General features: G+C 60.2%; 27 protein-coding genes and 1 riboswitch. Of the genes, 19 read left to right on the forward strand and 8 right to left on the reverse strand.

All coding sequences use genetic code 11. The annotated features are described in order from the left end of the window. Position 1: 1 nt before the first annotated feature. Positions 2 to 721, forward strand: a complete 720-nt coding sequence (locus tag ACM3N8_RS13995; protein ID WP_290018471.1) for an SDR family NAD(P)-dependent oxidoreductase — start codon at positions 2 to 4, stop codon at positions 719 to 721. Here ACM3N8_RS13995 and ACM3N8_RS14000 read toward each other — a convergent pair. Together ACM3N8_RS14000 and ACM3N8_RS14005 are read right to left on the reverse strand one after the other, a co-directional pair. Continuing rightward, positions 708 to 2,771 carry a tRNA(Met) cytidine acetyltransferase TmcA gene (locus ACM3N8_RS14000; protein ID WP_290018472.1) on the reverse strand — a complete coding sequence of 688 codons (2,064 nt, stop codon included), beginning with the start codon at positions 2,769 to 2,771 and terminating at the stop codon, positions 708 to 710. The genes ACM3N8_RS13995 and ACM3N8_RS14000 overlap by 14 nt on opposite strands. After that, positions 2,768 to 3,082 (reverse strand): HlyU family transcriptional regulator, encoded by a 315-nt coding sequence (locus tag ACM3N8_RS14005; RefSeq protein ID WP_290018473.1) that lies wholly within the window; start codon positions 3,080 to 3,082, stop codon positions 2,768 to 2,770. The genes ACM3N8_RS14000 and ACM3N8_RS14005 overlap by 4 nt, the downstream gene beginning before the upstream one ends. 137 nt (positions 3,083 to 3,219) lie before the next feature. Here ACM3N8_RS14005 and ACM3N8_RS14010 point away from each other — a divergent pair, with 137 nt between their 5' ends. The 4 genes from ACM3N8_RS14010 (at position 3,220) to ACM3N8_RS14025 (ending at position 6,906) form a co-directional block, all read left to right on the forward strand. After that, on the forward strand, positions 3,220 to 3,426 hold the full coding sequence (locus tag ACM3N8_RS14010; protein ID WP_172955265.1) for a bacterioferritin-associated ferredoxin: 207 nt from the start codon (positions 3,220 to 3,222) through the stop codon (positions 3,424 to 3,426). A gap of 145 nt (positions 3,427 to 3,571) precedes the next feature. Then, positions 3,572 to 4,051, forward strand: coding sequence for a bacterioferritin (bfr, locus tag ACM3N8_RS14015; RefSeq protein WP_005314068.1), 480 nt, complete (start codon positions 3,572 to 3,574; stop codon positions 4,049 to 4,051). 202 nt (positions 4,052 to 4,253) lie between these two features. Continuing rightward, the gene (locus ACM3N8_RS14020; RefSeq protein WP_290018474.1) at positions 4,254 to 6,359 is read left to right on the forward strand and encodes a DUF885 domain-containing protein; all 2,106 of its coding nucleotides are present in this window, start codon (positions 4,254 to 4,256) and stop codon (positions 6,357 to 6,359) included. Between the two features lie 88 nt (positions 6,360 to 6,447). Beyond that, positions 6,448 to 6,906: a methylglyoxal synthase gene (locus ACM3N8_RS14025; protein WP_043554384.1), complete on the forward strand. Its 459-nt coding sequence runs from the start codon at positions 6,448 to 6,450 to the stop codon at positions 6,904 to 6,906. Positions 6,907 to 7,169: 263 nt separating this feature from the next. Here the strand turns inward: ACM3N8_RS14025 and ACM3N8_RS14030 are convergent, their stop codons facing one another. After that, positions 7,170 to 7,757 carry a superinfection exclusion B family protein gene (locus ACM3N8_RS14030; protein ID WP_042868087.1) on the reverse strand — a complete coding sequence of 196 codons (588 nt, stop codon included), beginning with the start codon at positions 7,755 to 7,757 and terminating at the stop codon, positions 7,170 to 7,172. 204 nt (positions 7,758 to 7,961) lie between these two features. Then, positions 7,962 to 8,068: riboswitch (yybP-ykoY riboswitch) on the forward strand. A gap of 89 nt (positions 8,069 to 8,157) precedes the next feature. On the opposite strand from ACM3N8_RS14030, the gene ACM3N8_RS14035 reads away from it, so the two are divergent. Then, positions 8,158 to 9,144 (forward strand): sodium:calcium antiporter, encoded by a 987-nt coding sequence (locus ACM3N8_RS14035; RefSeq protein ID WP_253852836.1) that lies wholly within the window; start codon positions 8,158 to 8,160, stop codon positions 9,142 to 9,144. A 95-nt stretch (positions 9,145 to 9,239) separates the two neighbouring features. Here ACM3N8_RS14035 and ansB read toward each other — a convergent pair whose 3' ends face one another. The 3 genes from ansB to ACM3N8_RS14050 all read right to left on the reverse strand — a co-directional run bounded on the left by ansB (position 9,240) and on the right by ACM3N8_RS14050 (position 11,675). Further along, positions 9,240 to 10,298, reverse strand: coding sequence for an L-asparaginase 2 (gene ansB / locus ACM3N8_RS14040; RefSeq protein WP_290018475.1), 1,059 nt, complete (start codon positions 10,296 to 10,298; stop codon positions 9,240 to 9,242). Between the two features lie 131 nt (positions 10,299 to 10,429). Beyond that, positions 10,430 to 10,624, reverse strand: coding sequence for a heavy-metal-associated domain-containing protein (locus tag ACM3N8_RS14045; RefSeq protein WP_043137256.1), 195 nt, complete (start codon positions 10,622 to 10,624; stop codon positions 10,430 to 10,432). A 100-nt stretch (positions 10,625 to 10,724) separates the two neighbouring features. After that, on the reverse strand, positions 10,725 to 11,675 hold the full coding sequence (locus ACM3N8_RS14050) for an AEC family transporter (protein ID WP_378081177.1): 951 nt from the start codon (positions 11,673 to 11,675) through the stop codon (positions 10,725 to 10,727). A 282-nt stretch (positions 11,676 to 11,957) separates the two neighbouring features. Between ACM3N8_RS14050 and treR the strand changes: the two genes are divergently transcribed. From treR to ACM3N8_RS14075, 5 genes are all read left to right on the forward strand, one after another. Continuing rightward, positions 11,958 to 12,905: a trehalose operon repressor TreR gene (treR, locus tag ACM3N8_RS14055; RefSeq protein WP_416016236.1), complete on the forward strand. Its 948-nt coding sequence runs from the start codon at positions 11,958 to 11,960 to the stop codon at positions 12,903 to 12,905. A 191-nt stretch (positions 12,906 to 13,096) separates the two neighbouring features. After that, positions 13,097 to 14,527 (forward strand): PTS trehalose transporter subunit IIBC, encoded by a 1,431-nt coding sequence (gene treB, locus ACM3N8_RS14060; protein ID WP_416016237.1) that lies wholly within the window; start codon positions 13,097 to 13,099, stop codon positions 14,525 to 14,527. Positions 14,528 to 14,593: 66 nt separating this feature from the next. Then, positions 14,594 to 16,255: an alpha,alpha-phosphotrehalase gene (gene treC, locus ACM3N8_RS14065; protein ID WP_416016238.1), complete on the forward strand. Its 1,662-nt coding sequence runs from the start codon at positions 14,594 to 14,596 to the stop codon at positions 16,253 to 16,255. A gap of 3 nt (positions 16,256 to 16,258) precedes the next feature. After that, the gene (locus ACM3N8_RS14070) at positions 16,259 to 16,882 is read left to right on the forward strand and encodes a sugar O-acetyltransferase (RefSeq protein ID WP_416016239.1); all 624 of its coding nucleotides are present in this window, start codon (positions 16,259 to 16,261) and stop codon (positions 16,880 to 16,882) included. 342 nt (positions 16,883 to 17,224) lie between these two features. Continuing rightward, entirely contained in the window at positions 17,225 to 17,557 is a 333-nt protein-coding gene (locus ACM3N8_RS14075; protein ID WP_241325577.1) for a hypothetical protein, read from the forward strand. Between the two features lie 202 nt (positions 17,558 to 17,759). On the opposite strand, the gene ACM3N8_RS14080 is transcribed toward ACM3N8_RS14075, so the two are convergent. Beyond that, positions 17,760 to 18,359: a Yip1 family protein gene (locus tag ACM3N8_RS14080; RefSeq protein WP_290018480.1), complete on the reverse strand. Its 600-nt coding sequence runs from the start codon at positions 18,357 to 18,359 to the stop codon at positions 17,760 to 17,762. 408 nt (positions 18,360 to 18,767) lie between these two features. On the opposite strand from ACM3N8_RS14080, the gene coxB reads away from it, so the two are divergent. The 4 genes from coxB to ACM3N8_RS14100 are packed head-to-tail and all read left to right on the forward strand — an operon-like array spanning position 18,768 to position 22,924. Continuing rightward, positions 18,768 to 19,880, forward strand: coding sequence for a cytochrome c oxidase subunit II (gene coxB / locus ACM3N8_RS14085; protein WP_290018481.1), 1,113 nt, complete (start codon positions 18,768 to 18,770; stop codon positions 19,878 to 19,880). Positions 19,881 to 19,889: 9 nt separating this feature from the next. Next, a complete protein-coding gene (gene ctaD, locus ACM3N8_RS14090) occupies positions 19,890 to 21,476 on the forward strand; it encodes a cytochrome c oxidase subunit I (RefSeq protein WP_290018483.1) in 1,587 nt (528 codons plus the stop codon). 9 nt (positions 21,477 to 21,485) lie between these two features. Further along, positions 21,486 to 22,040 (forward strand): cytochrome c oxidase assembly protein, encoded by a 555-nt coding sequence (locus ACM3N8_RS14095; protein ID WP_274452847.1) that lies wholly within the window; start codon positions 21,486 to 21,488, stop codon positions 22,038 to 22,040. A 2-nt stretch (positions 22,041 to 22,042) separates the two neighbouring features. After that, a complete protein-coding gene (locus ACM3N8_RS14100; RefSeq protein ID WP_043554395.1) occupies positions 22,043 to 22,924 on the forward strand; it encodes a cytochrome c oxidase subunit 3 in 882 nt (293 codons plus the stop codon). Between the two features lie 7 nt (positions 22,925 to 22,931). On the opposite strand, the gene ACM3N8_RS14105 is transcribed toward ACM3N8_RS14100, so the two are convergent. Beyond that, positions 22,932 to 23,141, reverse strand: coding sequence for a DUF2909 family protein (locus ACM3N8_RS14105; RefSeq protein WP_290018484.1), 210 nt, complete (start codon positions 23,139 to 23,141; stop codon positions 22,932 to 22,934). Positions 23,142 to 23,168: 27 nt separating this feature from the next. Here ACM3N8_RS14105 and ACM3N8_RS14110 point away from each other — a divergent pair, with 27 nt between their 5' ends. From ACM3N8_RS14110 to cyoE, 4 genes are read left to right on the forward strand one after another with little or no spacing between them, the layout of a single operon-like run. Beyond that, positions 23,169 to 23,885 (forward strand): SURF1 family protein, encoded by a 717-nt coding sequence (locus tag ACM3N8_RS14110; protein WP_290018486.1) that lies wholly within the window; start codon positions 23,169 to 23,171, stop codon positions 23,883 to 23,885. Continuing rightward, the gene (locus ACM3N8_RS14115; RefSeq protein WP_290018487.1) at positions 23,878 to 24,357 is read left to right on the forward strand and encodes a hypothetical protein; all 480 of its coding nucleotides are present in this window, start codon (positions 23,878 to 23,880) and stop codon (positions 24,355 to 24,357) included. The genes ACM3N8_RS14110 and ACM3N8_RS14115 overlap by 8 nt, the downstream gene beginning before the upstream one ends. Next, complete coding sequence (locus ACM3N8_RS14120; RefSeq protein ID WP_290018488.1) at positions 24,354 to 25,373, forward strand: COX15/CtaA family protein; 1,020 nt, start codon at positions 24,354 to 24,356, stop codon at positions 25,371 to 25,373. The genes ACM3N8_RS14115 and ACM3N8_RS14120 overlap by 4 nt, the downstream gene beginning before the upstream one ends. Further along, positions 25,370 to 26,275, forward strand: a complete 906-nt coding sequence (gene cyoE / locus ACM3N8_RS14125) for a heme o synthase (RefSeq protein WP_290018490.1) — start codon at positions 25,370 to 25,372, stop codon at positions 26,273 to 26,275. Before ACM3N8_RS14120 ends, cyoE begins: the two co-directional genes overlap by 4 nt. The last annotated feature ends 78 nt before the right edge of the window (positions 26,276 to 26,353 follow it).

The raw sequence follows: 26,353 nt of genomic DNA on the forward strand, positions 1-26,353 counted from the left end.
CATGAACGAGGGCATGGTGGTGATAGGAGCCGGGGGCGCTATAGGTCAGGCGCTGGTTGCCCACTGGCTGGCGACAGGGGCCGGTTCCGTCATGGCGGTCAGCAGGCAGCCGGCCCCAGTCGGGGGTGAGGATCCCCGCCTGCATTGGCTGGCTTGTGATTACAGCGATCAGCAGATGGCTGACGTGGTGGCCCGTATCGCCGCTCTGGCCCCGAGACCGCAGCGGCTGGTGATCTGCAATGGCATCCTGCATCAGGGGGAGATCAAGCCGGAAAAGCGGCTGGAAGCACTCGATGTCGAAGCCATGACCCGCCTCTACCAGATCAATGCCTTGCTGCCGCTACGCTGGATCAAACAGCTGCTCCCGCTGCTTGGCGCCACGCCCTGCACCCTGGCGGTGCTCAGCGCACGGGTCGGCAGCATAGGTGACAATCGGGCGGGGGGCTGGTATGGCTATCGCGCCTCCAAGGCGGCCCTCAACATGCTGCTCAAGTGCGCCGCCATCGAGCTTGCCCGGCGAGCCCCGGGCGTCAAGCTGCTGGCGTTTCATCCGGGTACAGTAGATACCCCTCTCTCGCGCCCGTTTCATGCCAATCTGCCGGCCGGCAGCTTGCAGACGCCAGAGCAGGTAGCCTGTCAGCTGGTGAGTCTGATGGCGCGGCTGATGCCCGACGGCGAACTCGGCTATCTCGACTGGCGAGGCGAGCCTATCGAGTGGTAGGGGTATCCAGCAGGCGAGCCAGCAGGGTGCGCAGCGCCTTGATGATGGCCGGCTTGCCCGCCAGTTGCAGCCGATTGGCCAGATGCCCCCAGTCCGCATATTGCCAGATGGTGGCGATCAGCAGCTGACGCTCGGCGGGGGTCAGGGCGCCCAGTCGTGGCAGATTGCCGGCCAGCCAGCGCTGCAGGCTGGCTTGGCACAGCTCGAACGGCTTGTGGTGGTGAGCGAAGCACACCAGCTCATCGCGCTCAAACTCATCCTGCATCGGCAGGGCAGGGCTCCCCTCCAGAGCTTGCCACACCAGTTCGGGTTCCAGCCCTTTCAACTCGCCTGCCAGCAGGGTTGGCAGCTGATACGCGAAGCGCTGGTGCCACAGCTCCAGCTCGGCCTCCCACTCGGGTTTCAGCGCCTTGAGCAGCAGGGCGGCATGGCTGCCGCTGGCGGCATCCCGTTGCAGGCCGATGCGCAGCACCCGCAGCCCGGCCCTGCGCCAGAAGGGCAGCAGATCGGCGCTGGCCGAGAAGGCCGAGCCCAGATAGTCGAGCCCTTCCTCCCGGTAGTAGTCCTCCAGCTGGCCGAGCAGTCGCGAGCCGAGCCCATGGCGATGCAGCGCCGGGTGGATGGCGATGCGCATCACCCGGGCGTAGCTGCGCGCCCCTGCCGTCTTGAAACCGGCGTGGGCCAGCAGGGACTGGGGCAGCAGATGGCCGCGCGGGCGCCGTCGGCCCGCCCAGATCTGCTCGGCCAGCTCGGGAGCTATGTTGCCCTCCCGTGCCACCAGCGCCACCCCGAGCAGGCTCTGCTCCTGCTCCAGCAGGTGGATGTCGAGATCCGGGCTCTCCAGCAAAGACCTGAGATCGCTCGGCGTGGTCTGGTAGTGCGCCAGCACCAGCAGGCCGAACAGCTGACTGAGCAGTCCCTCGTCGTTCACCAGCGCATCCTGCCCGATCAGCCGCCAGCCCGGGCTGGTCGGTGGCAGGGGCGGATCCACCTCGGCATTGAGGCCAAGCAGCCGGAATACCAGCGGCTCCAGCGGATCGCCAGGGCTCCAGCGGATCGGCTCGGCCAGGTGGATCTCCTGCCAATCCGGCGTCTGACGGTCCAGCACTCGCTTGAAACGCAGGTGAAAACCGCGCCCCGTGCCCTCGTAGCCGTGCTCCGTGGTGGCGAAGACGATACGGCTGTGGCGGGCCAGCATGGCCTCCAGCAGCGGCGTGGGGATGGCGGCGGCTTCGTCCACCAGCAACAGATCGGGTTGCAGGGCTTCCTGCACCAGCCGGGCCGGTGAGCAGAACTCGAGGCCAGCCAGCCGTTCCACCTCTGTACCCAGCGACTGTGCCGCGTGGGCAAACAGGGTGGCAACCGTGGCCTGGGAGGGAGCCGTCACCACTATCTTGAGGTCGGGTTGCTGGTGCAGCAGCTCGGCGGCGGCCAGGCCCAGCAGGCTGCTCTTGCCGCGTCCCCGATCGGCGCTCAGCACCAGGGGGCGGCGACGATGGCCGTGCAACACCTTGTGAATGGCGGGCAGGGCGCCGGCCTGATCATGGCTCAGCCGCCGCTGCTCACCGATAGGCTGCCAGGGCTCTGTGCTGGTGGGCGGGAGCAGGGAGAGCGCAGGATCCCCCGCCAGCAGGTGCACCAGTCGGGCGATGAAACCGTGGCCGGCCCGATCAGCCTCTTCTGGCTGGGCGACCAGCCGCATCCTGTCGGGATCCGGATACTCGGGCCATTGCGCTCTGGGGGGCGTCAGCAGCAGCAGCAGGCCGCCTGCCCGCAGTGTGCCCGCCAGCGCGCCGAAGGCGTCGGGATGAAAGCCGCTGAAAGCGTTGAAGACAAGGGTGTCGCACTCCTGACCGAGCCGTTGCAGTGCCTTGGCGGCAGGAATTGGCCCATGGCAGGCCGGACCTTCTCCTAGCCAATAGATGACGCCGCCCAGCAGCGCTTCGGCACGGGCGATGCAATCGGCCTCGTTCCCTTCCAGCCAGACTAGGCGCCGTTCACCTGCCCGGGCCAGGGCCTGGCGCAGGGCTTTCACCTCGGCAGGGCTCATGAGGCTGAACTGTTGCCCGCTTTGACGCGGGGTTCAAACATGCGATCCCCCATCTGGTCGATGAAGGTGTGCGCCTTCTGCACCATGAAACGCTCCGCATCGGCCGGATTGGCGAACAGATCGGAGCGAATGAAGATATGGGTTTGCAGCGCGCCATCCATCTCTTTGGTGATGCGGCCCGCCAGCCGGTACTGGCCCCCTTCCGCCATGGGCTCGGGGTAGATGAGATAACCGGCGTACTCGGTGGGAGTCACCTCAACGACAGGGGCTGGCTTGCTTGCGAACAGGGCTGTGAACAGTTTCTTGAGCATGATGTTTTCCTCTGTGACGGGACATTGTCACCAAGGGGTTGATGGCTGGCAAGCAGGGGATCTTATTACTAATTGTTATTTGCACTACGAACCATTCTCATTTAGATTTCATGGCATTCCAGCACGAGGTAAACACTATGTACGTCTGTTTGTGCCGCGGCATCACAGATACCCAGATCCGCAAGGCGGTACAGGCAGGCAAGACCGAGTTTCGTCAGCTCAAGCAGTCGCTGGAGGTGGGGGCCCAGTGTGGCAAGTGTGTGCGCATGACCATGGAGATCATCGCCGCCGAACTCGACAAGGTCGAGCTGGAACAGGCCCCGCTCTACTACGAGGTGGCCTGACCCGGACCGATCTTCTTCTGACTCGACCCGCCAACAGGGTCACCCTTCCTCTCAGGCGAGCTGGCTCGCCAGACCTCTTGTTGTCACTTTTCTGGACTAAGCTCTAACGATCGAGGCCTCAGGCACGAACCAAGGAGCACTGTCGATGAAAGGAGATCCCAAGATCATTGCCCACCTCAACAAGGTGCTGGCCAATGAGCTGATTGCCATCAACCAATACTTCCTGCACGCCCGCATCTACGATGACTGGGGCCTCAAGGCGCTCGGGCACAAGGAGTATCACGAGTCCATCGATGAGATGAAACACGCCGACGAACTGGTCAAACGGGTGCTGTTTCTGGAGGGGCTGCCCAACTTGCAGGATCTGGGCAAGCTGCGCATCGGTGAAACGGTGGAGGAGATGCTGCGTTGCGATCTGTCGCTGGAGATGGATGCCATCCCGGACCTGAAAGTGGCCATCGCCTACGCAGAGTCGGTGCAGGACTACATCAGCCGCGACCTGTTCCAGGACATTCTGGAAGATGAAGAGGAGCACGTGGACTGGCTGGAGACCCAGCTCGATCTCATCGATCGCATCGGGTTGGAGAACTACCAGCAGTCCCAGTTGCATCACGGCTCATCCTGAATAGTTATGGCATGAAAAAACGATTAAAAAACCCGCTCATGCGGGTTTTTTAATGTCTGGCTGCATAGCTTTTCATCGCTGTCATCTGTATGAAAAACAAGCTTATTTTTGTTAATCAGGTCGCAAAAAAGTACGCGGGAGAGATGCACTATTGGAACCCCTTATTGGGGACAAACAATAACAACGGTTAAAGGACTACACCATGCACTTCTTGCCCAACAAGCTGGCGCTTGCCTGCGCCATCGCACTCTCCCTCGCTGCCTGCAACGACAACAGCTCCAACGCGCCGGCGGATCCCGCCGCGACCAAAGCCTCCCTGATGCAAACCATGGACGAGGCCCTGCGCGAGAGTCAGGCGCTCGATCCCTACGGTTTTGCCATCGATGCCGCCAGCATCGCCAAACGCAAGGCGCTCGACAGTGCGCTGCTCAGCCGGCTGGATGCGCTGGACCCGAGCGTGCTGAGCGAGCGGGACCGGTTGTTCTACGACATGATCCGCTGGGATCTGCAGATCAATCTGGCGGGCTACGAGCTGCCCCAGTCCCAGATCCCGATCCACCACTTCCGCAACCGGGTGGTGGATCTGGCCGATGACGTGGGGATGGCTCCCGCCAGTGGCAAGGCCGCCCGCATCGTCAGCAACGGCTTCGATTACTTCGAGCAGAGCTCGGCCGAGCGGGTCGCGCCTGGGGATGCCGCCTGGCGGCGGGATCTCGACCGCCCGGCCAAGGCCCCGGCGCTGGCCACTCAGGCCAGGGCAACGACGGCCCCGCTGGCCTGGTATCAGGAGCACCTTGTCTGGCTCAAGGCCTATGACGGCTACCTGGCCGAGGTGAAGCACCAGTTCGAGCTGGGCAGCGCCCAGGGCAACACCTTGCCGGACGAGCTGGTGGACCGGCTGCTGGCCCAGCTCAACAGCAAGCTGGATGGGGAGGCGATCGCCGGTGCCTACCTCGGCTGGCAGCAGTTGCCGGGAGAGGCCGACGAGGCGCTGCGCACCGAGTACAAGGGGGTGCTGGACAGCATCAACGGCCGCTATCTGGCATTGCGGGACTATCTGGATTACCAGCATGGCGGCGCCTATGCGGTGCGCCTTGGCAGTGGCGAGTGTGACGACGGCTTCTGCGGCATGACCAATGGCCGCGACTGGTATCGCTGGCTGCTGAAGAAGCACACCACCACCAATATGACGCCGGAGCAGGTGCATGAGCTGGGGCTGAGCGAGGTGGAGCGGATCTTCGGTGCCATGGTCAAGGTGTGCCATACCGTCGGCAAGTGCGACAGCGATGAGGTGGCACAGAGCAAGCAGAGCGGCCAGATCTATGACTTCTTCCGCTATCTGAACGAGCCGGCCTTCTTCTACCAGAATCCGCTGGCTGTCTGGTCCGCCAATCTCAACCCGGGCAATGCGGCCGGCGCGGCCCTGAGCGAGCCGCAGCAGCAGGCGCTGGCCGAGCATGAGCGGGCGTTGCGGGAGTACAACGGCTTCAAGAGCAAGGCGGCGCTGGTGTTGCCGGACTTCTTCGATGCCGAGCGCACCATTCCCAAACTGGATTACGAGGTGGTGCCCGTCTCCTATGACGAGGCGCCGTATGGCGGGGTCGCCTGGTATCAGGATGGCAACCCGCAGACCGGTCGCAAGGGGCAGTTCGTCCTCAACACCTACTACCCCTATGGCCTGCAGAGCTGGAACATCAGCACCCTGCTGGCCCACGAGGCGGCGCCGGGCCACCACTTCCAGATCACCATAGCCCAGGAGCTGGCGGCCAAGGATCCCGACTTCCCGCAGTACGTGGCGAACGCTTCCTATACCGCCTATGCGGAGGGCTGGGCGCTCTACACCGAATACCTGGCGGATCACGACATGGGGCTCTATCAGGGGCGCGGCCTCTATGATCCCGCCGTGGGGGATGTGAAGGTCGAGGGCTCGTCCGCCTTCAACAACCAGCTGCAGTACTTTGGCCGCCTCAACGAGGAGATGCTCAGGGCCATGCGGCTGGTGGTGGATACCGGCATTCACTGGTACGGCTGGAGCCACGACAGGGCCGTCGGCTACATGAAGGAGAACTCGGCACTGGGGGCGGGGGACATCAGCTCCGAGGTGCCGCGCTACATGGCCTATACCGGTCAGGCAACCTCCTACAAGGCGGGCCAGCTGGCGCTGATCCGGATGCGCGAATCCGCCGAGCAGGCCCTTGGCGGCCGCTTTGACCTCAAGGCGTTCCACCACCATGTGCTGGAATACGGCATGTTGCCCATCTCGGTGCTGGAGCAGAAGAACCAGCAGTGGATTGAACAGTCGAAGTGATCACAGTTACGGCGCCCGGCAAGGCAGCGGGCGCCGCTTTCGATTAGGATACGGCTCTCTTCCCATCACAATGCTACGGATGAATTCCATGGAACTGATTGCACGTGAGATGGCGCCCCACAAGCGGGTGGCGCTGGTGGCTCACGACAACATGAAGACCCCTCTGCTGAACTGGGTGATGCGCCGCAAGGAGGAGCTCAAGCTCCACCATCTCTACGCGACCGGCACCACAGGCACCATGCTCGGCAAGAAGGCGCAACTGCCCATCACCTGCCTCTTCTCCGGCCCCATGGGGGGCGACCAGCAGCTCGGTGCCCTGATTGCCGAGGGCAAGATAGACGTGCTGATCTTCTTCTGGGATCCCCTCAATGCGGTGCCCCACGATCCGGACGTGAAGGCGCTGCTGCGCCTGGCGGCCGTGTGGAACATACCGGTTGCCACCAACGAGGCCACCGCGGACTTCATCATGGACAGCCCTCACATGCAGCAGGCGTTCAGCGTGCAGATCCCGGATTATGCCGGCTATTTGAAGGCTAGAACCGAATAAGGGCAGATCCGCCAATCTGCGCCGGTTACTTGAAAGCCAGAACCGAATAAGAGCAGATCCGCCAATCTGCGCCGGTTATTTGAAAGCCAGAACCGGCTAAGGGCAGCTCCACCAATCTGCGCCGGTTATTTGAAGGCCAGAACCGAATAAGGGCAGATCCGCCAATCTGTACCGGTTGTCTCAAGGACAGAACCGGATAAAAACAGCCAGATAGCAAAGAGCCGGACACAGTCCGGCTCTTTTATTTGAAGGATGGCAGCAAGTTAGCGCTGGAAGCCCTTCTGGGCGAACTTGGGTCTGGCGCTCATGATCTGCTCCACCTGCTCGTCGCTCATCTTGCCACGGGAGAGGCCCAGCACCTTGTAGGTGAGCAGCGGCCGCGCGGGCAGCGCTATCATCAGCGCCCGGATCTGGTTCTCGTCCTCTTTCTCCCGCACCGGTTTGCCGTAGGCGTAGGTGAGTACGCCGGCATCCATCAGGTTTTTGACGGCAGGCTCGGTGATCGGCAAGTTTATGACGCTTTTGCGTTGCAGCACGAACTCGCGCAGCACCGCCTTCTCGTTGAAATCGAGGAAGGCGATCATCTGGGCCAGCTGATCCTGCTGGCGGCGGGATTGCCATTCGTCACAGGCCCACTCCCAGGCGATCAGGAAGCCCTGGCTGCAGAAGTAGGAGATGGCGATCAGCATGCCGACCCCGAGCCAGGCGGCGTGGGTCGTGGCCCACTGGCTGACGGCACCCTTCATCAGGCCGGCCGGAAACAGCAATATGATGCTGCAGCAGAGTAGCAACCAGACCATGAGCCAGTTGAGGCGGTTCAGTTGATAGAAATGTTGGATCCACCGTTTCATCGTTCATCCTTCCCAAACTATTGTGGACAGTAGACAACTCATAGCAATCGTTGTGCCAAGGCGCGGATGCCGGGGGAAAGAGTGGGGATCCGGACGGAAAAATCGGGGGTGCTGACCGAGGAGATCGTTACATTCCCTTACAACTTACTGAGTGGATGATCATTAATTTGCCTTGTGAGGCGGCGGTCAACTTGGTAAAAAGCCCGCACTGTCATTGGGGAGTAGCAACCCGCCCGTGATCCGGGCAGGGCTCATGTCAACATTCTTGGATTTTCAGATCCATGGCATGAGCGGCGATAGCATCTATCGCTCTGCAAGACCTTTGGCCTCGATACGCAAGCCAGCCGGGCGAGCCGTATCGGGTCCATCGGTTGTTCTGCTCGCCTGGCGGTTGCCTATTATGTTGATCACCCTGCTGTTATTTCTGCTCTCTGCCGTCACCATCTACCTGGCCTGCGAATATTTCGTCAACGGTATCGAATGGACCGGCCATCACTTCAAGTTCTCCCAGAGTGCCACCGGCTCCCTGCTGGCGGCCCTCGGCACTGCCTTGCCCGAATGCATAGTTACCCTGACCGCACTGCTGATGGGGGATGCCCCCGCCCAGCAACAGATAGGGATAGGCGCCGCCCTCGGTGGCCCCCTGGTGCTATCCACCATAGGCTATGCCGCCGTCGGCGTGACCCTGCTGCTGTGCATGAGCCGTGAGCACAGGGTCATAGATGGCGAGGTGCAGCGCGAGATAGGCCGGGATCAGGCCTGGTTTGTCGGTATCTTCCTGGTGGCGGTGGCCCTCGGCATGGTGGCCTTCACCGGCAAAATCTGGCTGGCCCCGCTGTTCGTGCTGGTTTATCTGGTCTATGTGCGGCGCGAGCTGAAACAGACCGACAGCCACGAGGTCGAGTTGCCAGAGCCCCTCAAGCTGGATCCCAAGGCCGAGATCCCGGCGCTCGGCAAGGTGCTGCTGCAGACTCTGGTGGCATTGGTGGTGGTCGCGCTGGCGGCGCAGCTGTTCGTTCATCAGCTGGAGAGCATGGGCGAGCTGTTCGGCCTCTCTCCCGTGCTGGCGGCCCTGCTGCTGAGCCCGGTGGCGACCGAGATGCCGGAGCTGATGAACGTGCTGATCTGGGTGCGTCAGGGCAAGAACCGGCTGGCGCTGGCCAACATCTCCGGTGCCATGATGATCCAGGGCACCATACCCAAGGCATTCTGCCTGCTGTTCACCCCCTGGTTGCTCGACAGCACCATGATGGTCTCCTCGCTGGTGACCCTGCTGGCGGTGGTACTGCTGTGGTGGGGCTTCAGCCGTGGGCGGATGACGGCGGGCAGGCTGGCCTGCGTGGGACTGGTGTACCTGGGTTTCTGCGGCTGGCTGATGGTGAGCTGACGGCGCGCGCTATGTGAAGATGACGCCATGAGCAAGGGCAGGATCCGATCCTGCCCTTTTTTCATGGGTTTACGTTAACGGGCTGAGCCCCGGGATCAGAACTGCTGGAACCAGCGCTGGATCTGGGCCGGATCCTTGCTCTGGGTCAGGGAGAGCATCAGCAGGATGCGCGCCTTCTGCGGGTTCAGGGTGCCGGCGGCCACGAAGCCGTACTTGGCGTCGTCGATCTCGGCATCCAGGGTGGTGGCGCCGGTCGGCACGCGGGCGGAGCGCACCACGCGGATGCCATCCTTGCTCGCCTTGGCCAGGGTGTCGAACAGGGTGTGGTAGAGGTTGCCGTTGCCCACCCCGGCGCTGACGATGCCGTCAAACTTGGCATCCACCATGGCCTTGGCCGGCAGATCGGTGGCGTTGGCATAGTTGTAGACGATGCCCACTTGCGGCAGCTTGTCGAGCTTGCTCACGTCGAATGGAGTCTTGCTGGTATGCAGGCGGGCCGGGCTGCGCTGGTAGTCGATCTTGCCGTTGTGGATGTAACCCAGCGGGCCGAAGTTGGGGGCGGCGAAGGTCTGCACCCCTGTGGTGTTGGTCTTGGTGACGTCGCGGGCATCCAGCACGGTGTCGTTCATGGCGACCATGACGCCACGGCCCTTGGAGCCGGGGTCGGAGGCGGTAACCACGGCGTTGTAGAGATTCAGCGGGCCATCGGCACTCATGGCGGTGGAGGGGCGCATGGCGCCGACCAGCACCACAGGTTTGTCGCTCTTGACGGTGAGGTTGAGGAAGTAGGCGGTCTCTTCCATGGTGTCGGTGCCGTGGGTGATGACGATGCCGTCCACGTCATCCTTGGCCAGCAGCTCGTTGACCCGCTTGGCCAGCTTGAGCCACACCTCGTCGTTCATGTCCTGGGAGCCGATCTTGACCACCTGCTCCCCCTGCACGTCGGCCACGTTCTTCATCTCGGGCACGGCGGCGATCAGGGTCTCGATAGCCACCTTGCCCGCTTCATAGTTGGATTGGGTGGCGGACTGTCCCGCACCGGCTATGGTGCCACCGGTCGCCAGGATATGAACCTGCGGCAGGGCCATGGCCAGGGGGGAGAGGGTCAGGCCAACGACGGCGGCGAGCAGTGTCTTGCGGATAGGGAGAGTCATGCTGCAAATCCTTCTGAGTGATAAAAATTGCAGCAAGTTTGCGCTTTCTGTTGAGGGGGTCTGTGATGACTCTCACCAAAAAACAGCTGGATACAGAACCTTAACCTGTTTTATACCTCTATAGAGATAATTTAACTTGCCGAGAAGCCCTTGGCTTCAATCAGGGCGATCAGCTCCGCCTTGCTCAGTTCGCTCTCGATGACGGCCTTGCTGCTGGCAAAATCCACCTGGGCCTGGGTTACTGCACTCTGGGCCAGCAGGGCTTTTTGCAGGCTGGCGGCGCAGCCACCACAGGACATGCCGGACACAGTGAGTTCGATGGTCATGGGATATCTCCTCTGTTGATGTGTTGTCAGCCTAAAGCTGCCGCCCGCGGCAAGGTCAAGGGGGTGATGAGGGGGTGAGGGGCAGCACGTTTTCTGCTGGCTATCCCATCAACCCGAGGTAGTTCATCAGGGCGGCGCCCAGGCTGGTACTGATCAATGAGCCCAGTGTGGTGGTGGCTATGATGTTCGCGGCCAGCACGCTGTCGCCGCCCATGGCACGGGTCATCACATAGCTGGCGGCGGCCGTGGGGGTGGAGCTGATGAGAAACAGTATGCCGAGGGCCTGCGGGCTGAAGCCGAGCGCCCAGGCCCCCGTTACCAGCAGCACAGGGATAAAGAACAGCCGGTTGGCGGTGGCCCAGCCGGTCAGCATGGCGCCTCCGCGCAGGGCCTTGAGGTTGAGACTGGCGCCGGTGCAGAGCAGGGCCAGCGGCAGGGTCATGTTGGCGAAATAGTTGCCCGTGGTGATCACCAGCTGGGGCAGCTCGATACCGAGCAGGCCGAACGGCAGGGCGGAAAGGATGGCGATGATCAGCGGGTTTTTGGCGATCCCCTTGAGGATCGGCTTGATCCCCTTGCTGCCTCCCAGACTGCGGGTCAGGGTGATCACGGCGAGTATGTTGTAGAGCACGGTCACCGAGCCCACCAGCAGGGCGGCGGCGCCTATTCCCTCGGCGCCATAGGCGTTTTGCACGTAGGCCAGCCCCATGATCCCCATGTTGCCGCGAAAGCTGCCCTGCACGAAGATGCCGCGCTGATGCCGCTCCGGGATGAAGCGGGCCGCCAGTACCTCAAGGATCAGAAAGCCGGCGAGGGTGCCGAGCAAGCCGTAGAGGATGAGCCAGGGGCTCGGCATGGTGGAAAAATCGGTGCGCACCATGCTGAGGAACAAGAGGGCCGGCAGTGTGACCTGAAACACCAGGCGGGAGGCGGATTCGACGAAGCTGTCGGGCAGCAGGCCCAGCTGCTTGAGCCAGATGCCGAGCAGCAGCACCACGCAGATGGGGCCCGTGATGGAGAGGGAGAAGTGCAGACTGGCCAGCAGACTCATGATAGATGTCCTGTGCGATAGACGGGGCCGGTGATGGAGAGGAAGAAGATCAGACTGGCCAGCAGACTCATAATGGATGTCCTGTGCGATAGACGGGGCCCGTGACGGAGAGGGATAGAAGCAGACTGACCAACAGACCCATGATGCGCGTCCTGTGCGATGGCGAGCGGCACGACGTTCGCCGGGGCAAAAAAGGCATTCTAACGCCATGGGCTTGTATTCACAGGGCTTAATCACAACAATGTGGGCAATTCCACCGCCGAGCCTCCTGTGAGCCAATTCATGGACAAGAAACTGACCATCCTCGATATCGCCCGCCTCTCGGGCGTCGGCAAGTCGACCGTCTCCCGGGTGCTCAATCAGGATCCCAAGGTGAAACAGGCGACCCGCGAGCGGGTGGAGCAGGTCATCGCCGAACACGGCTTCGTGCCGAGCAAGTCGGCGCGGGCCATGCGCAGCCAGAGCCAGCAGGTGGTGGGGATCATAGTCTCCCGGCTCGACTCCAGCTCGGAGAATCAGGCGGTGCGGGGCATGCTGGAGACCCTCTATCAGCGTGGCTATGACGCCGTGCTGATGGAGAGCAAGTTCTCCCCCGCCAAGGTGCAGGAGCATCTGGCTGTGCTGGAGCGGCGCGGGGTGGATGGCATCATCCTGTTTGCCTTCAACGATCTGGACTACGACGCCATGGTGCCGCTGAAAGAGAAGCTGGTGCTGGTGGCCCGGGACTATCCCGGCTTCTCTTCGGTCTGCTTCGACGATGCCGGGGCTGTACGCACCATGCTGGCTGAGCTGACGACCCGCGGAGTCGGCGACATTGCCTATCTGGGGGTGGATACCTCGGATCTCACCACGGGTCAGCGCCGGCTTGATGCCTATCTCGGCTACTGCGCCGAACAGGGATTGACGGCGCGCAGTGCCCTCGGCGATCTCAGCCTGCAGAGCGGCTACCGGCTGGCAGCCGAGCTGCTCACCCCCGCCACCCAGGCGCTGGTCTGCGCCAGTGACACCCTCGCCATAGGTGCTGCAAAATACCTTCAGGAACAAGGGCGTAGCGAGGTGCTGGTAACAGGCCTTGGCAACAACCCCATGCTCAGTTTCCTCTTTCCCAACGCCCTCAGCCTGGATCTTGGCTACAAGGGCGCGGGGGAGCAGGCGGCCCGCCAGCTGCTCGGCCAGATCGAGCAGGATCACCGCCCGCTGGCGACCATAGCCCCCAGCCACACACTGTGAGCCCCATCACTTAGCCTTGCACAAAAAACGCGCTTTTTGTGATGTTGACCACGAAATGGGAACGTTCCCATTTCGATCCGTTCAAATTGGCTGCATGCTAAATGGGAACGATACCAAAAACGCTCAGACCAGCAGACTGGTTCAAAAGGGCGATGCAGACCAATATCAATGGAGTCACAGAGGGAAGACTCATGTCCAAGATCAACGCACAGCAGCTTGCCACCCTGATCGACAAGATCGGCGGCAAGGAGAACATTGCCACCGTCAGTCACTGCCTGACTCGATTGCGCTTCGTCCTGAACGATCCGGCCAAAGCCGACAGCAAGGCCATCGAAACCATACCTGCGGTGAAGGGGAGCTTCACTCAGGGCGGCCAGTTCCAGGTGGTCATCGGCAACGAGGTGGAGCAGTGGTACAAGGCGCTCACCGAGGAGATAGGTGTCAGCGGTGGCAGCAAGGATGCCGCCAAGCTGGCTGCCCGTCAGAACATGAATCCGCTGGAGCGCGGCATCTCCCACCTGGCGGAGATCTTCGTGCCCCTGTTGCCCGCCATCATCACCGGCGGCCTGATCCTGGGCTTTCGCAACGTCATTGGCGACATCAAGATGTTCGACGATGGCACTCATACCCTCACCGAGATCAGCCAGTTCTGGGCTCAGGTCCACGCCTTCCTCTGGCTGCTGGGCGAGGCCATCTTCCACTTCCTGCCGGTTGGCGTCTGCTGGTCTGCGGTGAAGAAGATGGGCGGCTCCGAGATCCTCGGCATAGTACTGGGCATCACGCTGGTGTCGCCGCAACTGATGAACGCCTATGGCATTGGTCAGCAGACCCCAGAGGTGTGGGACTTCGGCCTGTTCGTCATCCAGAAGGTGGGTTATCAGGCCCAGGTCATTCCGGCCCTGCTGGCGGGGGTATTCCTCGCCTGGGTGGAGACCAACCTCAAGCGCATCATTCCGGCCTATCTCTATCTGGTGATTGTGCCCTTCGTCTCGCTGCTGTTGGCGGTGATAGTGGCCCACGCCTTTATCGGCCCGTTCGGTCGCTGGATTGGTGAAGGCGTCGGCTTCGCCGCCAAGGCGGCCATGACAGGTTCCTTCGCTCCCATAGGCGCTGCCCTGTTCGGCTTCTTCTATGCGCCCCTGGTCATCACGGGTATCCACCACACCACCAACGCTGTGGATCTGCAGTTGATGCAGAGCATGGGCGGTACCCCGATCTGGCCGCTGATCGCACTCTCCAACATCGCCCAGGCTTCTGCGGTCGTCGGCATCATTCTGATTAGCCGCAAGGAGAACGAGCGGGAGATTTCCGTGCCTGCCGCCATCTCCGCCTACCTGGGCGTGACCGAACCGGCCATGTACGGCATCAACCTCAAATACAAGTTCCCCATGCTGTGCGCCATGGTGGGTTCCAGCCTGGCGGCGCTCATCTGTGGCTTCGCCGGTGTGATGGCCAACGGCATAGGGGTGGGTGGCTTGCCGGGCATCCTCTCCATCCAGCCCCAGTATTGGGCCGTTTACTCAGTCGCCATGCTGGTGGCCATAGTAGTGCCCGTGGTGCTGACTCTGCTGGTCTACAAGCGCCAGCAAGCGGCTGGCAAGCTGGCCCAGGCCCGCGCCTGACTCAACGCATCAGGGCGACCCGCGGGTCGCCCTCTCCATTTCATATTCGAGACAAGAGAAAGACCCATGAGTCAAACACCCTGGTGGCAGAGCGCCGTGATTTACCAGATCTATCCCAAGAGCTTTCAGGATTCCGCTGCCCGTGGCACCGGCGATCTCAAGGGGATCATGGCCCGCCTCGACTATCTCAAGACCCTGGGGGTCGATGCCCTCTGGCTGACTCCGGTTTACGTCTCCCCGCAGGTGGACAACGGCTACGATATCGCAGACTACCTGGCCATCGACCCGGCCTACGGCACCATGGCCGACTTCGAGGCGCTGCTGGCTGCCGCCCACGCGCGCGACATCCGCATCGTGATGGATATCGTAGTGAACCACACCTCCACCGAGCACGCCTGGTTCAAGTCAGCGCTGGGGGATAAGAACAGCCCCTACCGCGACTACTACATCTGGCAGGATCCGGTGGACGGCGGCGTGCCCAACAACTGGCAGTCCAAGTTTGGTGGCAGCGCCTGGGAGCTGGATCAGGCTACCGGCCAGTACTATCTGCACCTGTTTGCCCGCGAGCAGGCGGATCTCAACTGGGAAAACCCGGCGGTGCGTGCCGAGGTCAAAAACATCATTCACTTCTGGGCGCAGAAGGGGGTGGACGGTTTCCGCCTCGACGTCATCAACCTCATCTCCAAGGATCAGGCGTTCCCGAACGACGAGATTGGCGATGGCCGCCGCTTCTACACAGACGGGCCGCGCATCCACGAATACCTGCAAGACGTTAGTCGCGATGTCTTTGCCCCCGTGGGGGCCATGACGGTGGGAGAGATGTCATCGACCAGTCTGGAACATTGCCAGCGCTACGGCGCCCTCGATGGCTCTGAGCTCTCCATGGTGTTCAACTTCCACCATCTGAAGGTGGATTACCCCAACGGCGACAAGTGGACGAAAGCGCCGTTCGATTTCCTCGAATTGAAGCGCATCTTCAACCACTGGCAGAGCGGCATGCACGGCAAGGGCTGGTCGGCGCTGTTCTGGTGCAACCACGATCAGCCGCGCATCGTCTCCCGCTTCGGTGACGAGGGCGAGCATAGGGTGGTGGCCGCCAAGATGCTGGCCAGCACGTTGCACGGGTTGCAGGGCACCCCCTACATCTATCAGGGGGAGGAGATCGGCATGACCAATCCCGGCTATCAGTGCATCGGCGACTATCAGGATGTGGAGAGCCGCAACATCTTCGCCATCAAGCAGGCCGAAGGCATGGCGGAGGCCGAGATCCTCGCCATTCTCGGCGCCAAGTCCCGCGACAACTCCCGTACCCCCATGCAGTGGAGCACGGCCCCCAACGCCGGTTTTACGAAAGGTGAGCCCTGGCTCACCCCCGCTGTCAATTACCCCGAGATCAACGCCGAAGCCGCGCTGGCCGACCAGAACTCGGTGTTCTGGCACTACCGGGATCTCATCGCGCTTCGCAAGGCACACTCCATCTTCACACAGGGGGATTATCAGGAGCTGCTGGCGGGTCATCAGCGGATCTGGGCCTATACCCGCAGTGCCAACGGCCAGACCCTGCTGGTGGTGAGCAACTTCTACGGCGAGCCGACGGAGTTCGTGCTGCCTGCGCAGAGGCTGGCTGGCGAGGGGCGTCTGCTGCTTGGCAACTACCCGGATAGCCCGGCCCGGCCGCAGTCCTGTATGCTGCGCCCTTATGAATCCCTTATCTGGCTGGTGGAATAGACGATGACACAGGCAACGCCCATGGCGGCAACAGAGGCTCGGCAAGCCATACCTGGCCCCGAGTGGCAGAAGATGGTGGCGGGTCAGCCCTATGATGCGGGCGATCCCGAGCTCAAGGCGGCGCGCGAGCGCTGTCGTTTCCTCTATCACAGCTTCAACACCAGTTGGCAGGAGAAACCGGCGCGGGACGCCCTGCTGCGGGAACTGCTCGGCAGCCGCGGCGCTTCCTGTGCCATCAACCCGCCCTTCTTCTGCGACTATGGTGCCAATATCTTCGTGGGGGAGAACTTCTACGCCAACGTCAACTGCACCATCCTCGATGTTTGCGAGGTGCATATCGGTGACAACGTGCTGCTGGCGCCCGGGGTGCAGATCTACACCGCCGCCCACCCGGTGGCGGTGGTGCCGCGGGTGGCCGGAGTCGAGTTCGGCAAGCCGGTGCGCATCGGTCACAACGTCTGGATCGGTGGCAGCGTCGTCATCTGCCCGGGCGTCACCATAGGGGACAACAGCGTCATAGGTGCGGGCTCTGTGGTCACTAGGGATATCCCGGCCAACGTGGTTGCCGTCGGCAACCCCTGCAAGGTGCTGCGGCCCATGACTGCAGAGGAGCTGGCGGGCTGCTAGCGCTTCCGTCAGCGCGTACTTTCCAACACCAAGGGCAGGCTCTCCTGCCCTTTTCTTTGGCCGTTGTTCGCTGAACTCGGGATGTACATCCACTTCAGATTTTTTGAACATCTAGGCCAGTTTATCTCGCTAACAAAGGTCGGTAGAGGTGTTTAATATTCACTCAACGCTTAGGCAGGAACGCCAAGCGGCCAAATAACAGGTCGTTCCAGGCTGTGACACCATCAAACGGGGTGTCGGATGTCGGTGAAAGAACAACATACTATTTGAATAACCTCTTGCACGGATGCATTGATTCAGGCCGAAACGGCCTTGGCAATGACATAAAAACCAAGAGAGTGAATGAACATGAAAAACGTAATCAAGATGCTGGCCGTTGCAGGCCTGATGACCGCCGGTTTCGCCCAGGCTTCCGTCCCCGCTGACTTCAATGCCGCGCCGGGCGTGCTGTTTGTAAACTGGCATGCGACCGCCGCCGTGGATGGCAAGGCCAACCCCATGCTGGAAGTGCGTGACGAGTCTGGCGATGTCGTGGCCTCAGTCCACGCCAATCTGGCGGGTACCCAGCAGGTTCGCATTCCAAGCCGTGCTCAGGGCAACCTGACCGTCAGCCTGGGTGAGCAGAGCAGTGACTACCGCATCCCGTTTGGTATCGGCAGCGGTAAACAGCGCTAATTGTCGTTATCCACTCGGTGGCTGATCAGCAAGGTCATTGGAGTGAGGCAATGTCAGGGTTGTTTGAGGTTGCTCGTACTTTTGTCGCAGTCAATGCCGAGCGAGTGATGCAATTCAGCCCAATAACAAAGGCGCCATAAAGGCGCCCTTGTCATTTCTGGTGATGGCTGACCATAGAGCGGATGCTGCTGTGGCCAGGGTGCTATTGCGTAAAGACGGGGCCAAAACCTGAACCCCACAGAATGGCCGTGGTTGCCAGCACGCAGACCAGCAGCACCAATCCGACCGTTACCACAGAGCTGGCATAGATGAACCCTTGCTCCTTGGGGATGTGCATCAGTATTGGCACGCCGACGTAGAGCAGGTAGATGGAATAGCTCAGCCCTATCAGGCCAATGATCATGACAAACCAGAGGTGCGGGAAAAAGGCCGAGAAGCCAACCATAAACAGGGGGGTAGAGGTATAGGCTGCCAGTTCGAGCGCCGTCGTATAGCTGGGATCTGAGCCAAAGGTGTGTCCCATCCAGTGTGCCAGATAGGCCAGTGAAAACACGCCAGCGATGAGCGCGATATACATGGCTACCGATAGCATGAATGCACTCTCTGCGGTCAGGGTAATGGGATCACCCACACCGATACTCCAGCCGATGTGAACGGCGGAGTAGTAGGCGCAGACCGAGGGGATAAGGGCCACGACAAGAATATGGGTCAGACTGTTTCTGAAGCTGTCGTGACCTTCGTCTATGGTATGCCATTCGGTGTGAGGATGGGCATACAATCCCCATAAGTGATTTAATATCATAGCGTTATTCCTTCTCTACTTGAGTTTGTGGAGCGTCGTATCCCGTTTTTCTCCTCTGTATCAGGTTGGCATCACCGGGTGAGCCATTCATATGCAGCCGCCACTGACAGTTTTAAATAAAGCTGTCCCAGCCCCCCTACGTCAAGGTTCCCACCTCCAATCCCTGCTGTTGATGTTTATTGCCATCCGGTGAGCCATGAATTGATACAAACTGCTCTGATGAGTCCAGGATCATCGACATCATGGTGGCTTTTTCAAAATATGGACTAATACTTGTTTGTGAGAGTGATTTTAATAAATTCATTATTTTCATATGGTTAGATGCTTTACTTGGCGAGGCTTGCGGTCCTTTCCAGCGTGCACAGGGAGTGCAAAGTGGGAAAAAATGCGATCAGGCATGGCGTGTGGATGGAGTGCCTTGCTGGCAAGAGCGTTTTTGCCAGCGAGATAACATTCAACATGACGCGGGGGGCGACGGCCATCAGCCAGCAGGTCTATGACCTGCATATGACCATCTTCTATATCTGCTGCCTGATCGGTCTGCTCGTCTTTGGCGCCATGCTCTGGTCCATTATCCATCATCGAAAATCACGTGGCGCCCAGGCCGCCCAGTTTCATGAGAGCACCCGGATTGAATTGTTGTGGACTGCCATTCCTGTGCTGATCCTGGTGGCGATGGCCACGCCGGCCACATCGACGCTATTGAAGATGGAAGATACTTCCAAAGCCGATCTGACAGTGCTCATCACGGGATCTCAATGGAAATGGCACTACAAATACCTAGAGCATCCGGTGGCGTTTTACTCCTTGCTGGCGACCAGCAAGAAGCAGATTTCCGGCGATCAGCCCAAGAGTGACACCTATTTACTGGAGGTCGATCAGCCGCTGGTGCTGCCTGTGGGCAAGAAAATTCGCTTCTTGATGACATCGGATGATGTCATTCACTCCTGGTGGGTGCCCGCCTTCGCGGTAAAGAAAGATGCCAATCCCGGCTACATCAATGAGTCCTGGACCAGGATAGACAGACCCGGCACCTATCGGGGGCAGTGTGCCGAGCTATGCGGCAAGGATCATGGCTTCATGCCCATAGTGGTGGTCGCCAAAACCGCCGAGGAGTTTGAGGGCTGGATTGCCAGAACGGCGGAAGCCCAGGCCGCTGCCAAGGCTCAGCAGCAGGAGCAGGCCAGTACGATCATGACCCTGCCGCAGGCCATGGCGTTGGGAGAGAAAATCTTTTTGGGTCATTGCTCGGCCTGCCATCAGCCAGGAGGAACCGGATTACCCGGGATCTTCCCCGCGTTGAAGGGCAGCAAGATCACTACCTTGGCGGAAAATCGTGCCCAGCACCTGAACCTGGTCCTGCATGGCAAGAGCGGGACCGCCATGCAGGCATTCGGCAAGCAGCTCACGGTTCAGGAACTTGCCGCCGTGGTGACTTATGAGCGCAATGCCTGGGGCAACAACACGGGCGATGTCATTCAGGCTGCGGATGTGCAGTCCATTCTGAAAAATGACAAATAAGGAGTCGGCATGAGCGATGGCATCATCGAGACCCTGCACGCAGGCCACTCCCATGGACCGGCAGCAGGACTGAGGCGCTGGTTATATACCACTAACCATAAAGATATTGGCACCCTCTATCTGCTCTTCGCCCTGACCATGTTCTTTACCGGTGGCACCATGGCCATGGTGATCCGGGCCGAACTGTTTCAGCCCGGGTTACAGCTGGTCGAGCCCCTGTTCTTCAACCAGATGACCACAGTGCATGGTCTGGTCATGGTCTTTGGCGCCGTGATGCCGGCGTTCACCGGCCTGGCCAACTGGTTGATCCCCATGATGATTGGGGCCCCTGACATGGCCCTGCCCAGGATGAACAACTGGAGTTTCTGGATCCTGCCGTTTGCCTTCTTGATCCTGCTGTCGAGTCTGTTCATGGATGGTGGTGGCCCAAGTTCGGGTTGGACCTTCTATGCCCCCTTGTCGACCAAATACAGCGGCAACAGTACGGCGTTGTTTGTCTTCGCAATCCATATCATGGGCATCTCATCCATCATGGGAGCCATCAATGTCATCGTCACCATCTTCAATTTGCGGGCACCAGGCATGACCTGGATGAAGATGCCGCTATTTGTATGGACCTGGTTGATAACGGCCTTTCTGTTGATTGCTGTGATGCCGGTATTGGCAGCGGCTGTCACCATGGTATTGACGGACAAGTATTTTGGTACCAGCTTCTTTGATGCCGCAGGAGGGGGCGATCCTGTGATGTTCCAGCATATATTCTGGTTCTTTGGTCACCCTGAGGTGTACATCATGATACTGCCCGCCTTTGGCATAGTATCCAGCATCATTCCCACCTTCTCTCGCAAGAAACTCTTTGGCTATCGCTCCATGGTTTATGCCACCAGCAGCATAGCGATATTGTCTTTTCTGGTCTGGGCTCATCACATGTTTACGACGGGGCTGCCCGTGGTCGCCGAGCTCTTCTTCATGTACGCCACCATGTTGATCGCGGTGCCGACCGGTGTGAAGGTATTTAACTGGGTGGCGACCATGTGGCGAGGTTCTTTGACGTTCGAGACCCCCATGCTGTTTGCTATCGCCTTTATTACCCTGTTTACCATAGGCGGTTTCTCGGGGTTGATGCTGGCCATTATTCCGGCCGATTTCCAATATCACGATACCTATTTTGTCGTGGCCCATTTTCATTATGTGTTGGTTACCGGGGCGGTATTTTCCATTCTCGCTGCGGCCTATTACTGGCTGCCAAAATGGACCGGCCATATGTATGACGAGCGACTGGGACAATGGCATTTCTGGTGCTCACTTATTTCGGTCAATGTGCTGTTCTTTCCGATGCATTTCGTCGGCCTGGCGGGCATGCCTCGCCGGATACCCGACTATGCACTGCAATTTGCAGACTTTAATGCGCTGATCAGCGTTGGTGGTTTTGCTTTCGGGTTGTCACAGCTGTTGTTCGTCTGGGGTGTCATCAAATGCATCCGTGGCGGCAATAAGGCTACGGCACAGGTGTGGGAAGGTGCGGAAGGGCTGGAATGGACCTTGCCCTCTCCGCCCCCTTATCACAGTTTCCAGTCACCGCCAGATATCAAGTAGGAGGGGCATATGACACAAATCAATCATGGGCCTCTGCTGAAAAAGCTGGTCCTGGTCATCGCCGTCATGTTTGGTTTTGCATTTGCGTTGGTGCCGCTGTATGACGTTCTTTGCCGGATCACCGGCCTCAACGGCAAGACCGCCGAGCAGCCGGCCAGCGCGGATCGCGCCGTGATCGACAGCAAACGTACCATACAGATGGAGTTTCTTGCTCATGCGGACACCCAGATGCCATGGCAGTTTACTCAGGAGACAGAGCGGCTATCGATACGGCCTGGCGAAATGAAACTGGTCAATTACCGGGTATTCAATCCGACGGATCGCACCATGATTGGCCAGGCTGTCCCATCAGTCTCCCCCGGACCCGCCGCCGCCTATTTAAAGAAGGTGGAATGTTTCTGCTTCCATCGTCAGGAATTGCGGGCAGGGGAAAGCAAGCTGATGCCACTCAAGTTCTATGTCGATCCCGCCCTGCCCTCCGACATCAACACCATCACGCTCTCTTATTCGCTCTATGACATTACGCAGTCCAAGCCAGCCGATGCGTTGGCGCAGAGGAAATAATCATGGCCAAGGTGAACTCGCATTATTACGTCCCTGAGCAGAGTCATTGGCCCATTATCGGCGCCCTGGCACTGTTTCTCCTGGCCTTCGGTGCGGGCCATCTGGTGAATGAAATAGCACACAAGCAATCGGGCATTGGCCGCTATCTGATGATGGCGGGCGTCATATTGCTGGTGTTCATGTTGTTTGGCTGGTTCCGTCACATTATCCATGAGTCCATGACTGGGTTGTACAGCCCCCAGATGGATCGCTCCTTCAGGCAAGGTATGGTCTGGTTCATTTTTTCCGAGGTGATGTTCTTCCTGGCATTTTTTGGTGTGCTGTTTTATGCCAGACAACTCGCCATGCCATGGCTGGATGGTGCAGGAAACAAGGCAATGACGGCGCAGCTGTTGTGGCCGGACTTTTCCGCGCACTGGCCCATGCTCAAGACCCCGGGAGGCACCCAAACCCAGGCCATGCCCTGGCATGGGATCCCGCTCGTCAACACTCTGGTGTTGCTGAGCTCCTCCGTGACGCTGCTGTTTGCTCATACAGGGTTGGAGCAGGGTAAAAGAGAACGGCTCAAATGGATGCTGCTGAGCACAGTGTTGCTTGGCCTGACCTTCTTGTGGCTGCAAGGCTACGAATACATGCATGCATACCGAGAGCTGGGTTTGCGGCTGGACTCCGGAATATATGGCAATACCTTCTTTATATTGACCGGCTTCCATGGCTTGCATGTCACCCTGGGGACTGTATTCCTACTGATCATCTGGCTGCGCATCGTGCTGAAGGATCATTTTACCGCCGAGCGGCACTTCGCCTTTCAGGCCGCTGCCTGGTACTGGCATTTCGTTGACGTTGTCTGGCTATGCCTCTTTGTCTTTGTGTATCTGCTCTGATATTCGTCTAGTAGGGGTGTGGATTGGGCTCAATCCAGCCCATTGCCAGCGAGAGCAGCAAGATGGCGACCACCAGCAGAGAGAACAGGACGCGGCGACCCAGTGGAACCGACATCTTCCGAGCGGGCTGACCCGTGCTCAACATCAGCCAGAGAGCATGGAACAGCTGCCCTATGATGAGCAGCAACATGAGCACCAGCACTATCTTGATCAACATGTTAGGGCCCTCCAAAAGATGCGCGACATGGCGACGTGGCATAAGCAGCGACCATTCCATCACAGGCGCTGGATCCTGCTGATATTCACTCTGGGTGTGTCTGCCGGTTTGTGCAAGCTGGCGCTCTGGCAATGGCAGCGCGCGGCTGAAAAGGAGGAGTGGCTGGCCCATGTGGCCACCCTGCAGCAGGCGGTGCCATTGACGCTGACCGAGATCGACTGGCGGCAGGCTGAGCGTCTGGACGGTGCACCCTTGCGGGGAAAGGTGGAGTGGGTGGCCCCCTATATCTGGCTGCTGGACAATCAGCTGGTCGCGCATGAGGCTGGATATGATGTGATCATCCCGGTACGCGCCGACAGCCACTCCCCCCCGTTGCTGGTGAATCTGGGCTGGCTTCCTGCCCCTGCGCAGCGCCAGCAGCTGCCACTCCCCGTCATTCCGGCAAGGTTCGAGCTTAACGGCCTGCTGCGGATCAAGCCCGGCGGCGTCTTGCTGGGACAGAACATAGAAGCGGGTCCCTATCCGAACCGGCTGCAAGCCATCAGGGTGGATAGCCTGAACCGGATCAGTGGCTTGTCCCTCGTCGATGCCGTTTTTTACCAGCAGACGTCTCCTTTTATCTACCACTATCAACAGCATGTGATGCTGCCAGAGAAGCACAGGGCCTATGCGGTGCAGTGGTTGGGACTGGCGCTGGTAACGCTGTGTGGCGGCTGGGTGCTGAGCAGGAGGTCCGATGGATAAGTGGAAGGTGCCTGTCGCATTTGCGTTGGTGATCCTGTTGCCTGTGGTGCTGGCCGCACTGACGTTGCGACAGGGCTGGTATGAACCCGGCACTCGCAACAAGGGACAATGGCTGAGCAAAGACGTCTACCTGCTGCAACCACTCCCGTCGAGCCAGACCAAATGGCGGCTGGTTTATCTGGAAGCCAGGCAGTGTGAGGCTGTATGTCGGCAGGTGCCGGTGCTGATGCAGCGGATCCGGAGCGCATTGGGCCGCAACCTGGACAAGCTGGCGCTGGTGCAACTGGTTGATGAGCCAGCGCCCGAGGCAGGCGCAGAGATCAAAACGGGGGACATCATGCTGGTGGACTCACAGGGGTTGGCCATACTGCGTTACGAGGTGCCTGCCAACACGGCGCAGTGGCCGCTGTTTGGCAAGGCAGTGCTGTCGGATGTGCAGCAGTTGCTCAAATATCAGCGAGGCCCTGAATGAAGAGTCAGAAGATGCTGGCGTCGATCGCCATCGCCCTAGCGACGCTGGTCATACTGCTCGGCGCCTATACCCGGCTGACCGATGCCGGACTCGCGTGTCCCGACTGGCCGGGTTGTTACGGCTCGCTGGCTGTCCCTCAATCTGCGCATATCGATCGAGCCGCCCTGCTTTACCCGGAGAGCCCGCTGGAGCCCCACAAGGCGCGCAGTGAGATGGTGCATCGCTATTTCGCAGGTGCATTGGGTTGCATCATCGGGAGCCTGTTCATGCTGAGCTGGCGTTGCAAACAACGCCTACGCCGCATCGCCAGCGCGCTGCTCATCCTGGTGCTGGGTCAGGCCATGCTGGGTATGTGGACTGTGACGCTGGCCCTGCATCCTCTGGTCGTGATGGCTCATCTGCTGGGTGGATTCGCCATCCTGACCCTGCTGTGGTTGTATCGGGTCGACGTGACGACCGACCCCGCCAGGGCAAGCCCTGTCATCTGTGGTCAGGGTTTGCCCTGGCTGGGCAATCTGGCGTGCGCCGTGCTGCTGGTGCAGATTGCCTTGGGTGGCTGGACTTCGGCCAACTATGCCGCCATGGCCTGCGTCGAACTGCCGGTCTGCCAGGATGGCTGGCAAAACCAGCTGGTGTGGGGAGAGGCTTTTCATCTGCCCCTGGGTCATGGCAGCTATGAGTTTGGTGTGCTGGGCAAGGAGGCGCGTCAGACGATCCACATAGCTCACCGCCTCGGAGCCCTGGGCACTGTCTTGCTGGTCGGAGCCTTCGCGCTCGGGCTGATCCGCCAGGGGCACCTCTTGCGCCCCCTGGGGGTATTGTTGCTGGCCTTGTTGCTCGTGCAGATAGCCCTGGGGCTGGCGAACGTCCATCTGGCCCTGCCACTGGCCAATGCTCTCGCGCACAACCTGGTGGCGGCACACCTGCTGGTGTGTTGTGTGCTGGCCCGTGGGCGGCTCTCTCGCCCCTATCTTTCCCCCTTGCTGTCGCCCGGGGCGATCAGGAGTCAGACATGAACAGCAAGTCATTGGCCCGCATCATAGACATCCGGTTGCTGCGGGACTATTACCAGCTGACCAAACCCAAGGTGGTGGCACTGCTCCTGCTGACCGCCTGGGTCGGCATGTTGCTGGCCGAGCCGACGGTGGCCTCGCTGGACAACATGGTCTCCGGGTTGGTGGGGATAGGGTTGTTAGCCGCGGCGGCGGCGGCCATGAATCATATCCTGGACCGTGGCATTGATGCACAGATGCGCAGAACGCGCTGGCGACCGGTCGCCACTGGGCGGATCGGCACCAAACCTGCGATGGCGTTTGCGTTCTGGCTGGCCCTGCTGGGCTTTGCCTTGCTCTATTGGGGCGTGAATCCTCTGACCGCTTGGCTGACCCTGGCCAGCCTGTTTGGCTATGCGGTCGTCTACACCCTGTTGTTGAAGCGGGCTACACCACAGAACATAGTCATCGGCGGGCTGGCGGGAGCCATGCCGCCGCTGCTTGGCTGGACCAGCATCACGGGACAGCTCTCGGCCGAACCCTGGCTGCTGGTGATGATCATCTTCGCCTGGACGCCGCCTCACTTCTGGGCGCTGGCAATCCACAGGCGAGATGAGTATGCCGGCGCCAAGATCCCCATGCTGCCGGTCACCCATGGCATTGCCTTCACCAAGACGGCGATCCTGCTCTATCTGCTGATGCTGACCCTGATCTGCCTGCTACCCTATCTGATCGGCATGTCGGGCCTGCTCTACCTGATAGGCAGCCTGATGTTGAACCTATTGTTCTGCTGGCATGGCTGGTTGCTGAAGTACTCGGAGCGGCCCGGTCAGGCGATGCGGACTTTCCGTTTCTCCATCTACCACCTGATGCTGCTGTTTGGTCTGCTGATCCTGGATCACCATTGGCTGTGGCGGCTGTCCTAGGGAAAGCCATCTGCCTTTGAGTTTCAGGGGCTTGGGATGGGGACAATTCAGGGGCGCAGTGCGAGGGATACGGCTCAA

It is taken from the genome of Aeromonas sp. A04, from assembly GCF_047780465.1.
GTDB lineage: Bacteria > Pseudomonadota > Gammaproteobacteria > Enterobacterales > Aeromonadaceae > Aeromonas > Aeromonas bestiarum.